This is a genomic window from Desulfobulbaceae bacterium, from assembly GCA_013792005.1.
GTDB lineage: Bacteria > Desulfobacterota > Desulfobulbia > Desulfobulbales > VMSU01 > VMSU01.
Window position 1 is genome coordinate 25,043 of the sequence record VMSU01000140.1, and the last position, 12,265, is coordinate 37,307.

Annotated in this window: 12 protein-coding genes; all 12 read right to left on the reverse strand. The window is 49.8% G+C overall.

Annotated elements, in window-relative coordinates:
* Positions 1-3 precede the first annotated feature (3 nt).
* Positions 4-1,248, reverse strand: a complete 1,245-nt coding sequence (gene fabF / locus FP815_08550; GenBank protein ID MBA3014989.1) for a beta-ketoacyl-ACP synthase II — start codon at positions 1,246-1,248, stop codon at positions 4-6.
* Positions 1,249-1,257: 9 nt separating this feature from the next.
* Positions 1,258-1,491 (reverse strand): acyl carrier protein, encoded by a 234-nt coding sequence (acpP, locus tag FP815_08555; GenBank protein ID MBA3014990.1) that lies wholly within the window; start codon positions 1,489-1,491, stop codon positions 1,258-1,260.
* A 90-nt stretch (positions 1,492-1,581) separates the two neighbouring features.
* Complete coding sequence (gene fabG, locus FP815_08560; GenBank protein MBA3014991.1) at positions 1,582-2,325, reverse strand: 3-oxoacyl-[acyl-carrier-protein] reductase; 744 nt, start codon at positions 2,323-2,325, stop codon at positions 1,582-1,584.
* Positions 2,326-2,454: 129 nt separating this feature from the next.
* Positions 2,455-3,642: an electron transfer flavoprotein subunit alpha gene (locus FP815_08565; GenBank protein ID MBA3014992.1), complete on the reverse strand. Its 1,188-nt coding sequence runs from the start codon at positions 3,640-3,642 to the stop codon at positions 2,455-2,457.
* 125 nt (positions 3,643-3,767) lie between these two features.
* Entirely contained in the window at positions 3,768-4,559 is a 792-nt protein-coding gene (locus FP815_08570; protein ID MBA3014993.1) for an electron transfer flavoprotein subunit beta/FixA family protein, read from the reverse strand.
* A complete protein-coding gene (locus FP815_08575) occupies positions 4,556-5,707 on the reverse strand; it encodes an acyl-CoA dehydrogenase (protein ID MBA3014994.1) in 1,152 nt (383 codons plus the stop codon). Before FP815_08575 ends, FP815_08570 begins: the two co-directional genes overlap by 4 nt.
* Before the next feature lie 134 nt (positions 5,708-5,841).
* Positions 5,842-6,813 carry a ketoacyl-ACP synthase III gene (locus FP815_08580; GenBank protein ID MBA3014995.1) on the reverse strand — a complete coding sequence of 324 codons (972 nt, stop codon included), beginning with the start codon at positions 6,811-6,813 and terminating at the stop codon, positions 5,842-5,844.
* A gap of 17 nt (positions 6,814-6,830) precedes the next feature.
* Positions 6,831-7,904, reverse strand: coding sequence for a phosphate acyltransferase PlsX (gene plsX / locus FP815_08585; GenBank protein ID MBA3014996.1), 1,074 nt, complete (start codon positions 7,902-7,904; stop codon positions 6,831-6,833).
* Between the two features lie 124 nt (positions 7,905-8,028).
* Positions 8,029-8,220 (reverse strand): 50S ribosomal protein L32, encoded by a 192-nt coding sequence (locus FP815_08590; protein MBA3014997.1) that lies wholly within the window; start codon positions 8,218-8,220, stop codon positions 8,029-8,031.
* Between the two features lie 106 nt (positions 8,221-8,326).
* Positions 8,327-8,851, reverse strand: coding sequence for a DUF177 domain-containing protein (locus FP815_08595; GenBank protein ID MBA3014998.1), 525 nt, complete (start codon positions 8,849-8,851; stop codon positions 8,327-8,329).
* A 356-nt stretch (positions 8,852-9,207) separates the two neighbouring features.
* Positions 9,208-10,869, reverse strand: a complete 1,662-nt coding sequence (locus tag FP815_08600) for a chemotaxis protein (GenBank protein MBA3014999.1) — start codon at positions 10,867-10,869, stop codon at positions 9,208-9,210.
* A gap of 849 nt (positions 10,870-11,718) precedes the next feature.
* A complete protein-coding gene (locus FP815_08605) occupies positions 11,719-12,108 on the reverse strand; it encodes a diacylglycerol kinase (GenBank protein ID MBA3015000.1) in 390 nt (129 codons plus the stop codon).
* Positions 12,109-12,265: the final 157 nt, after the last annotated feature.

The window sequence follows — 12,265 nt, forward strand, 5'->3', positions numbered from 1 at the left end:
AGTTCAATCCTCATACCTTTTTACCACCAGCACCGCATTGGTGCCGCCAAACCCAAACGAGTTAGAAATAGCGGCCCGAATCGACATCGGACGGCTGGTCTTGGGAACGTAATCAAGATCACATTCCGGACTTGGATTATCTAAATTTATGGTCGGTGGTGCTATCTGATGATAGACGGCAAGCGCAGTAAACACTGCCTCTATCCCACCTGCACCACCTAACAGATGGCCGGTCATAGACTTAGTGGAACTGACAGCCAGCTTATAAGCATGATCTCCAAATACAGTCTTCAAAGCCTTGGTCTCCCCTTGGTCATTCAGTGGAGTCGAGGTCCCATGAGCATTAACATAATCAATATCTTCAGGGGTAAGACCTGAACTCTCAAGAGCCATGCGCATACAGCGAACTGCCCCCTCGCCATCCTCCGGCGGGGCTGCAATGTGATAGCCATCCCCAGAGAGACCGTAACCGGTTATTTCAGCATAGATTTTGGCGTCACGAGCCTTGGCATGATCAAGAGACTCAATTACCATAATGCCTGCACCCTCACCAATGACGAAACCATCTCGATCACTGTCAAACGGACGGGAAGCCTTTTCTGGCTCGTCATTACGGGTAGACAAAGCTTTCATGGCATTAAATCCACCGACAGCCATTGGACAGATCACTGACTCACTACCGCCAGTAACCACGGCATCACAGTCTCCCCGAACGATGGAGTGGTACGCCTCGCCAACGGCGTGAGTTCCTGCGGCGCAGGCCGTAGTCACAGACAGGTTGGGACCTTTCAACTTAAAAATAATTGAAATCTGCCCTGCACCCATGTTAGGAATGACCATGGGGATAAAAAATGGGGTAATCTTTTTTGCCCCCCGCTCCAACATGATCTGATGATATTTTTCAATGGTGGGCAATCCACCCAGTCCGCACCCGGTAATTGATCCAATCCGGGTCGCATTGTCAGTTGTGACCTCAAGGCCTGCATCATCTAGCGCCATTTTAGCAGCGGCAACTGCATACTGGACAAAAAGATCCATATGCTTAGCCGCCTTCTTCTCGATGTAGTCTTCAACCTGAAAACCACGGACCTCTGCAGCGATCTTGACATCTGATTCAGCCGTGTCGAAACGACTGATCAAACCGACCCCGCTCTTTCCGGCGCAGAGGTTACTCCAGCTCTTCTCGACCCCGATCCCGACAGGAGTCACTAATCCAAGGCCTGTGATAACGACTCTTCTCTTCACCAAGGCTGTCTCCTAGCCCTTAACCGACTGAATGTGAGTGATTGCGTCCTGAACGGTAATAATCTTTTCAGCTACCTCATCTGCAATCTCCACCTCGAATGCCTCTTCCATTGCCATGATCAACTCGACCAAGTCCAAGGAATCCGCACCAAGGTCATCTACGAACGAGGCAGCCGGAACTACCTTCTCTTTGTCAACACTGAGTTGTTCGGCGATGATATCGATCAATTTATCCTGCACAGACATGGCTTTTCTCCTTTGTTATTAAGTTTCTGTAAAATTATGGTTTGTTTGCACACAGGGGCAACATCAGCCGTGGGCTTCCCCTATGCCATATCACATATACATCCCACCATTGACATGAATCGTCTGGCCGGTTACGTACGAAGCATCATCACTGGCAAGATAGGCAACCGCAGCAGCGACATCAGCAGGATTACCCAAACGAGCCAAGGGAATCTCGGACATCAACCTGGCGGTCACTTCTTCCGACAGACCACTGGTCATTTCGGTTTCAATATAGCCCGGAGCTACAGCATTAACAGTAATTGCCCGAGATGCCAACTCTCTAGCCACAGACTTGGTCAAACCGATAAGCCCGGCCTTGGCCGAGGCATAATTGACCTGTCCTGGGTTCCCGGCAAAACCGATCACCGAGGAGATGTTAATAATCCGCCCCCCCCGCTGCTTCATCATCACTCTGGACACTGCGCGGATGCAGTTAAATGCACCTTTGAGGTTGGTATCCAGCACAGCATCCCAGGCCTCGTCTTTCATTTTGACCAACAAGCCATCCCGTGTGATCCCGGCATTATTAACCAAAATATCAAGCCGTCCTTCGTCTGCGACTACAGACTGAAGGGCTTCTTGGGTTGCAATGCCGTCTGCGACGTCGAATTTGAGCGCCTTGGCGTCACCCCCCGTAGCCTTGATCATGGCTACGGTTTCCAAGGCAGGCTCAGCACGATTCACGTAATTAACAATTACCTTGGCTCCAAGGGCTCCCAACCGTAGACTTACGGCCTGACCGATACCTCGGCCTCCGCCAGTTACTACGGCCACTCTTCCACTTAGTTCCATACTCATCCTTCATCCTCTCGGTTTCAATCTTGGTTCCGTTACCTTGGGCAATCTATAATAATCAAAAGAACTGAGCAATTCAATCCTGACAATGAATCCGGCCACCAGGACAACCCCAACTCACCATGATTACAACTTCTTCGACCGCAAATTATCAATCAATTTAGGGAGCACCTCAAACAAATCACCAACAATGCCATACGTTGCAATGTCAAAGATCGGTGCATTCGGATCCTTATTAATAGCGATGATAGTATCCGATGAACTCATCCCCACCAGATGCTGAATCGCCCCTGAAATTCCGCAGCAAATATAAACCTTAGGTGCAACGGTCTTGCCGGTCTGTCCGACCTGATGGGGATAGTTGATCCATCCGGCATCAACAGCAGCCCTTGATGCCGCCACAGCGCCGCCCAGAATATCAGCAAGCTCCTGGATCAAGGCAAAACCCTTGGCATCACCAACACCTCGACCACCAGCAACAACGATATTGGCTTCGCTCAGATTAATCTTGTCCTCATCTTCCAGGATCGAGCTGAGAACCTCAACCCGCGAATGGAGCCGCAAATCTTTGGGATCAAGGACAACGATCTGACCAATCCGAGTGGTGACTTTCGGCAGCGCCTTCATTACCAAAGGCCGAACAGTAGCCATTTGAGGACGGGTATCAGGACAGACGATTGTCGCCATAATATTACCGCCAAAGGCTGGTCTGGTCTGAAGGAGATGTCCTTCTTCATCAACAGCAAGATCGGTACAGTCCGCGGTAAGGCCTGCGCCCAGGGCAGTCGCCACCTTAGGGATAAAAGAACGGCCAATGGCAGTTGCCCCCGCCAGAACGATCTCAGGCTTATGCTGAGCAATCAGATCTTCCAGAACATTGGCGTAGGCATCATCGGTAAAAGGGGCGAGTTCCGGGGCGTCGGCCACATACACGGTGTCAGCGCCGTGAGCGATCAAGGTCTCAGCCTGGCCGGCCAAGCCTTCCCCAAGCAACACCGCAGATAAGGTGACCCCCTTCTGGTCGGCTATCTGCCGGCCAATGCCAAGGAGTTCCAATGCCACAGGGGCGAGAGCGCCATGACGATATTCGGCATATACCCAGACTCCGGAATAGGCTGTCAGATCAACTCCGGATGCCTGATCTGCCTTCTCGATAAAAAGGGCGCCAGGCTCGCAGTTGTCCACGCAATTTCCGCACAAAGTACACTTATCATTCACTTCAGCGATCCCAGCAACCACAACAATCGCACCGAAGGAACACTGATCCTCACATACCCCGCAGCCTATACATTTTTCCGTATCAATCGTAAGCATGATCACACTAAGCTGTTATAAATAATTGTAGCATCACAATACTGGAAACGGCACAAGGGGCCGCACAAGAAATAGTTAGAGATGTATAACCGCCCAACTGCATCAGACCATAAGAGAACTGATAGTTATTTGGTAACGGACCCTAACGACTGAAGGATGGTAGCCAACTGGCTCACCTGTTCATGAATCGGCCCCTCCAGCATAGTCCGATCTCCACGTAACTCAGGAGCAAAGACCTTGAATACCTTGGTCGGCGATCCCGCCAAGCCTAAACAGGCCGGATCAGCTTGAATTCCCGCAGCATCGAGACGAAGGATTTCTACCTTCTTGGCCCGCATTTTCCCTTTAAGAGATGGAATTCGGGGCTCGTTAATCTCCTTAACGACGGTCAACAGGGCTGGCAGGGTGATTTTCAACTCATCATAACCGTCATCCATCATCCGCTGCAAAAGCAAGACACCATCTTTCACACCATGAACCTTGCGAGCATAAGACGCATAGGGCCATCCGAGTCGATGGGCCAAACCAGGGCCAACCTGAGCGGTATCGCCATCAATGGCTTGCTTGCCACACAATACCAGATCACAGCCGCCTATGGTCTTAATGGCTTGGGCCAAGGTATACGTAGTTGCCCAGGTGTCAGAACCGGCAAAGGCTCGATCAGAAACCAATACAGCCTCATCCGCGCCGCACGCCACAGCTTCACGCAACATCTCTTCGGCCTGAGGGGGACCCATGGAGAGAGCCACTACGGTACCGCCGTACTGTTCCTTTAACCGCACCCCTTCTTCCAAGGCGTGACGGTCATAGGGATTCATGATACTCTGCACCCCTTCCCGACTCAAGGTATTGGTTTTGGGATCAAGTCGGACATTCTTGGCGTCCGGGACTTGCTTCAGGCAACAAACAATCTTCATGAAGTATATTCCTTATTCAGGGCCTGACCAACGACATTGCGCTGGATTTGATTAGTCCCCTCATAAATTTGCAGAATCTTGGCATCACGCATCATTTTCTCAACCGGATATTCTCTCATATACCCATAACCAGCGAGGACCTGGACCGCATCAACGGTAACCTTCATGGCTACGTCGGTGGCAAAAACCTTGCACATCGATGATGCCTTGGACATATCTCCTGGGTGAGCGTCGATATGCTTGGCTGCCTGATAGACCAAAGCCCGGGCAGCCTCGGTCTGGATCGCCATATCAGCGAGCAGATGCTGCACTGCTTGAAATGCGATGATCGGCTTACCGAACTGAACGCGCTGCTTGGCGTAAGTGACAGCCTCATCCAAGGCTGCCTGAGCCAGGCCAACTCCTAAGATGGCGATGCCAGGACGGGACTTATCCAAGGTCTTCATGACTGTAATAAAACCGGAGCCAGGCCTGCCAATCATTCGATCTATAGGAATGCGGCAATCCTTAAAGATCAATTCACGGGTCGACGAAGCGCGGATACCAAGTTTCTTCTCCTTCTGGCCGTATGAAAAACCGGGGTCAGTATCCTCCACGACAAACATGGATGCCCCTCTCGGACCTTTGCTCCGATCCGTGATCGCGATCACAGAATAAATATTTGCTTCACCGGCATTGGTAATCCATTGCTTGGTGCCATTCAACACCCAATGATCACCATCAAGAACAGCGGTGGTCTGGATCCCGGAAGCGTCACTTCCGGCATTAGGCTCGGTCAAGGCAAAAGCCGCCATCTTCTCACCGCTGGCAAGTGACGGCAGATACTTGCTTTTAAGCTCAGCAGAGCCTGAAAGAATAATGGGATACGCGCCCAGGGCATTAGCAGCAAAACTGGTGGCAATACCAACACACCCACGGGCAAACTGTTCAAGTGCCAGCACGATATCATAACTGCCGCCACCATAGCCGCCATACTCCTCTTCTATATAAAGGCCCGCGAGATCAGCCTGGGCAATCGCCTGAATAATCTCTGTTGGAAATTCCTCTTTTTCATCCAATTCAGCCCTGATGGGGATGATTTTCTCATCCGTGATCTGCCGTGCCACATCAACGATCAACTGCTGTTCTTCAGTTAAAAAATAATCCATTTTACTCCCCTGATCAAAAACTTACATTTTCGTTATCATCTACTTCCATATATAATGAGCTAGCCTCGCGGGATATTCTGACTACGGCCTATCTCTCTTTTGTTAGTTTCATAATGCCATGTATTGGCACGCCCCTACCACCGAATGATAGAAGCGCCCCAAGTAAATCCGCCACCAAAAGCACAAAACAGCAGGAGATCGCCCTGACCAAACCTGCCCTCCCGATTGGCTTCATCCAAGGCAATAGGGATACTGGCTGCCGATGTATTACCATATTTGTCTATATTAACATAGATTTTTTCTGGCGCGACTCCAAGCCGTTCAATCAGGCTATTAACGATACGAATATTGGCCTGATGGGGGATGATCAGGGTAATATCATCGGCAGTCAAACCCGCCATAGTAAGAACATGATCAACGGCCCCGGCCATGGCCCTGACCGCATAACGGAAGACATCACGCCCGGTCATCGTAATAAACGATTCCTGATTGTGAAAATTACCGAGATCTGGATTCATGCCCTTGGCTGAGTCCATACTCAACAGATCATACAGTCGGCCATCCGAAAACATCTTACTAGCCAGCACTCCTCCAGGGCTGCCCCCGGTCACCAGACAGGCTCCGGCGCCATCACCAAACAAGACACAGGTATTGCGATCCTGCCAATTGACACGAGTAGACAGAGTTTCTGCGCCAATCACCATTATCTTCAAAGAAGGATCACGCGTCAGATAGGCATCTGCCATGTCAAGCGCATAGAGAAAGCCGGAACAGGCGGCATTAAGATCATAGGCAAAGGCATTGACGGCACCCAATTCTTTTTGTACCAGACAGGCACACGACGGCATGCTCATGTCACTGGTGATGGTGCCGAGCAAGATAATATCGATATCAGCCGGGGTCAGTCCCGCCATGGACAGGGCTTGGCGGGCCGCTCCTGCAGCAAGCTTTGATGTCTCCTCCCCCGGTCCCGCGATCCTCCGGGTTTTAATGCCGGTACGTGATGAGATCCACTCGTCCGAGGTATCGACCATGCTCTCTAACTCGGCATTGGCCAAAACCCTCTTCGGCAAGCAGGAGCCAGTTCCAAGGACAAAAGAATTCATGGTCTGCGGCACAGCGCTCACTCCCCTTCCTGATCAACAACAAGGGCCTCTGAGGCTCCAAGCATCTCTATAATCCGCTCGTTCATCTTATTGTTGACTAATTCTCCAGCCACCCTGATGGCATTTTTTATCGCCATCGCGTTAGACCGCCCATGACAGATGATCCCGGTGCCGTTAAAACCGAGCAGTGGACCGCCGCCGTATTCGGCGTAGTCAGTTCGCTTTTTGATATTGGCGTATGCTTTTCTGGTCAACAGGTAACCGACTTTGGATTTCAGACTCCTCTTCAGCTCTTCTCTGAGCATGGAGACCAAGGCCTCTGCCAGCCCTTCACTCAACTTCAGACAAATATTACCGACAAAGCCATCGCAAACCATCACATCAACATCGCCGCGAAAGACATCGCGCCCTTCGACGTTGCCGATATAATTCAGCGTACTCTGCCGTAAGATTTCATGAGTGCTTTTAACCAAGGCATTGCCTTTGCCCCCCTCTTCGCCGATGCTAAGCAAAGCTACCTTAGGGTGCTCAATGCCAAACAGTGCTTTGGAGAAGGCGGTGGCCATAATCGCAAATTGAAAAAGATGCTGGGGGCGACAATCGACATTGGCGCCAACATCCATCATGACCAACGGTTGCTTTAAAGTCGGGAAAATACCGGCGATACCGGGACGGGAGATGCCGGGCAAACGGCCAACTTCTTTAACTGCCGCAGCCAAGGTGGCGCCGGAATTTCCGGCGCTGACCACAGCTTCAACCTGATGCTGACGAAGAAGTTGAAAAGCGACCCGGATTGAAGAATCTTTTTTCTTGCGGATACCATCCATAGGCGACTCTTCCATGCCCACAACCTGAGTGGTGTGAACGATGGAAATTTTCGCCAGATGTTCGTTTCTGTCACGAGCGCACGCACCTTGACCGGAACATTGGATCAAATGCTGCTTGATCTGCTGATCCAGCAACTGCTGCAACGTCTGCTGATCCCCGACCAGCACGACCTGATGACCATAAACGCAAACGGCCTCTAAAGCACCTGCAATCAGCTGATCAGAGCCATGATCACCACCCATGGCGTCTAAGGCTATACGCACAGAATCTCTCCGGCGCAAGAATCCCTGTTCATTGCCATTATCACTATCCAGGCATGCATCACGGCAGCGCCCAGGGTATCAACCCGGTTTAGGGCCGCACGGTATCGCGTCATGATTGAACTAATTACTCAGCAGTCACTTCCTCAAATTTCACTACTGTCCGTCCGTGATAAACACCACATCCGCCACAGAGGCGATGGGGCTGCTTCGGTTCGTTACAGTTAGGACAGACAGATACATTGGGAGCGGTCAAAAAATCATGGGCGCGTCGTGTTCTGGTGCGACTATGGGAGTGTCTTCTTTTCGGTAATGCCATGGTGATACCTCGTTATGTTAAAGTCCCGTATCGGGGTGAGAGTTAATATGTTCTAATGAAAAAGTATAACTATTAAGGTCAATTGCCAGAAAGGAGAGAGGCAACATTATTTACCTTTTATTTGGGCCAGGGCCTTAAATGGCGAATTAGACTCATTTTCCCGACAGGTACATGGGGCCTTATTCAAATTCTTACCGCAATGGGAGCAAAGCCCACGACAGTTGTCTGAGCAGACACGCTTGACGGGAAGCATCAATAGCACCTGCTGCTCCAGTATGTTTTCAACATTAAGAGCTGGTTCCCGTATAAATACGACATCCATCTCTTCTTCTGGACATTCATGCTCTCCAGCATCCACTGACCAATAAGGATCATCGGATGGAAGATATTCAAACTCAATTTGGAAACATTCGTCATACCTGTCTTCATAAGCCTCAAGACAGCAATCACACTCAACCCGGATAACAAATTGCAACCTACCATCCAAAACAACCTGTCGGTTTCGACGGGTCATCAACAGATCAGCCTGAACCGGACCAACGCTTGACCAATCACCCTCTGGAAACCATGAAGCGTCGTGGATCCCCAAAGTCAGTCCCGTCTCAGGGATTTCATCAAAAAGTATTTTCATGGCCAGACACTAGGGGCAGATACCGCTCATCAAAGGCCAACCAGGCGGCTGACAACTCACCCTCTCCATGGCTGAGGCAATAATTCGATTCGAAAGAACAGAGGAATATAAGAAATTACGTCCCGATGTCAAGCATTTTAAGCAGAGGAGGCATTTTCATGTAAGGTCTACTCAGATCTGGCCTTCTACAGGCTCAGGCCGAACTGGAAAATATAACTATATTTGTGAAACGATTTACTGATAGAAACAATTATAGAATGAGCTTGAATTTAAGTGGTTAAGTTCATTAAGCGAAGGAAGTGGCCTCTTGTGGCCACTTCCTTCGCTTAATAGACCAGTCTTGACAGTGGATTTGCTCAGAAGTCCTCGAAGGAATCTTCATTGTCCAGGGGGATGACGGATTTCGGATTGATGGCCTTGGGCTTGACTGGCGGTTTTTGAGGAGAGCTTTTGGGTTGGGGGAGTACTGTCAGTGCCGGTCTTGCCGGTATTTTTTTGATCGAACTAGGGATGGTTGAAAGTCTTGTAGAGGGTAATTTTTGTGCCGCAGGCGATTGTTTTGCGGTGCTTGCTCCTTTACCATCGATCAAGGAACGTAGATCTATGACGGTATCGATCATACTTGCTGCTTGACTGCTTAACTCTTCGGCCGCTGCCGCAGATTCTTCGGATGAGGCGGCGTTTTGCTGAGTGACCGAGTCCATCTGTGAGATAGCCAGATTGATCTGACTAAGTCCCTGGGATTGTTCCTTGGAAGCATCGCTGATTTCTGAGAGCAGACCTCCGACCTTGGTGCTGCTGATAGCGACTTCTTTAAACGCCACCGTTACGGTGCCAACGATCTCTTTGCCAGCTGCTACTTTTTGAACTGTTTGTTCGATGAGTTGGGCGGTATTCTTCGCAGCATCGGTAGCTCGCATGGCCAGGCTTCTGACTTCGTCGGCCACGACCGCGAATCCTGCCCCGGCCTCACCGGCACGAGCGGCTTCAACTGCAGCGTTTAAAGCCAGGAGGTTGGTTTGAAAAGCGATTTCGTCAATGGTTTTGATGATCTTGTAGGTCTGCTCACTTGCCGAGGAGATATCTGCCATTGAGCGGTCCATGGCATCCATTGCCGTGTTGGTTTCTCCGATGGTAGACAGTGACTGCTTCATCATGATATCGGCTTGGGCCGCATTGTCCGCGTTTTGTTTGATCATGGAGTTCAGTTCTTCCATGGAAGCGGATGTTTCTTCGAGGGCTGAGGCCTGCTCGGAGGCGCCATCTGCCAAGTTCTGACTGGAGTCGGAGATCTGGTTTGCCGCTGCCGCGATCTGACCTGCGGCGCTGTCCAGTTTTTTGACGCTTTCATTGATAGGGTTGGTGATGTTGCGCGTCAGGAGATAGGCAATCAACATCGCGACTGCGGCTGAGAGGAAGGTAATAATGGTAGCCATGGTGATGTTTTTGGTCTTGACCGTGTCAAAGAGTGCGTCTGCTTCTTTGGCGTCGTTCTCCAGGGAGAGGATGATCCTGGCAAGTGGGGCATCGGCATTGGAGCGTTTTTCGACGATTCGATCAGCCATGGCGCGAATAGAAATCCTGGTGGCCTCATCAAGAACAGCATCGTTTGCTTTGGCCTCCAGTGTCGGGAGTATTTCATCCCTGAATATGGCTATGTAGGCTTTGAAGTTGGTGATATACTCGTTAGCCCAGCCTTTTTCTTCATCGGTGTCCACCAGGGAGAGGAGGGTCATTGCGTCAGTGGCTGCTTGGCGTTCCAATTCGGCTAATTCCTCTTTACTTGTATCAAGTTTCCGGTTGATGATGGCATCGGCCACTGTGCCGTAGGACATGTCCAGGGTTTCCATGACATGACCAACTTCGAGGACATCGGTAGACTTTTGCATTCCTATGTCCTGGAGGCTCGCTAGTTCCTTCATCGCTTGAATTTGGGCGGCAACGGCCGCGCTCAGCATTAAGACCACGAACAGAAAACCGCAGATTATTTTTTGACTCATTCTCAGGCGTGAAAACATATAATTTTCCCTTTTTTGTTGTTAAGGCAAATGGAAAAAGTGAGCACTAGGAGCTATAAGGGTTGCTAGTATTACATCACAGGCTTTATCATTAAGTCAATTATTTTCCTGATTAGCGCTAATCATCCACAGCGCAGTTTGTGTAATCGTCCACCAGAAGCTTTGAACGTGCGGATTTCACCGGACTGTAAACGTTTACCGGGTGCCCCAGATGCACGATTTATATTGACCCGCTTCGTCGGTCAATAAAGCGGTCTGCGAAGTGTGCTAATTGCACATGAGCTGGCCGCTAACAAAGCCAAGGAGATCGTCATGAAGATGAATAGAATTCAGTTTCAACAGGGTTTAAGCTTGAATCAGTTTCTTGCTCAGTATGGGAAAGAGCAGCAATGTGAATACACAACATCGGGTATGAATGATGCCCAACATTTGATGGCGTCGCAAAAAGTCTGATCTACTGCGTCCCCGTCCAACACCAGCGGGGATTGAACTGAATTGCGTGGCGGTTTTGCTCGTTCGGCATACCATATGTATGGCCTCACTCACAAAACACACCCCGCTCCTTGTGTATCGCACTTTTTGCTTAGCCATCCCCGGACTTTTTGCGAGATTGTCAACATTTGGAGGTGTGTCCAAACTGAAAGTTTTCACCAACGATTAAGACCGAACTGACTCATCCCGAACGCTATAAAACACAGGGACAAAGCAAAGAACAATATTTTCGAATACATTGAGGTCTGTTACAATCTCCAGAGGTATCACTCAGCTATAGGTTGTTTGAGTTCAGCTGTCGATGAAGCGGCTTATCAAAAAGCTGCGTAATTATTTGTCCGGCAAAGTCTTGCCCGATCATGCACAAATGACCTGCCAAAGGCGAATAAGCTCACCACACAGGATGACCGCCCAAAGAAGGATACTGATTCCGGCCGCCGCGGCAGATATATCTTTAATTACTTTGATCTTATGATTTTCATGCGTTTCGATAAAATCGCACAAGGCCTCAATGGCGCTATTGAACATCTCGGCAATAAGCACCAAGGCAGTTGCAGCCATAATTAAGAGAAAATCAACCCATTGCCGTAAAAAAAAGCAAATGATAAGGGTAATGACCGACAGGTACACTTTGTAGGCGACACTAAAATCATAATGTACAGCATAACGCAGACCCGACAAGCAAACCCGGATCTTGCGCAATGGATGATACCCCTTCTCTCCGGTTCCAAGAAATTTATTGTACATTGTCATGACCCTCATAGTGAATCGTGGTAAACCGCTGTGTGGAAATAACCTGATCATTCCCAAGAGCCGAATCGGCATAAGGAGCCGTAAAGGTGCCATCAGTAGTCCACAGATTATTTTATAACGGCGCCTAAATGGTTTTTGGTCCTCAATCTCC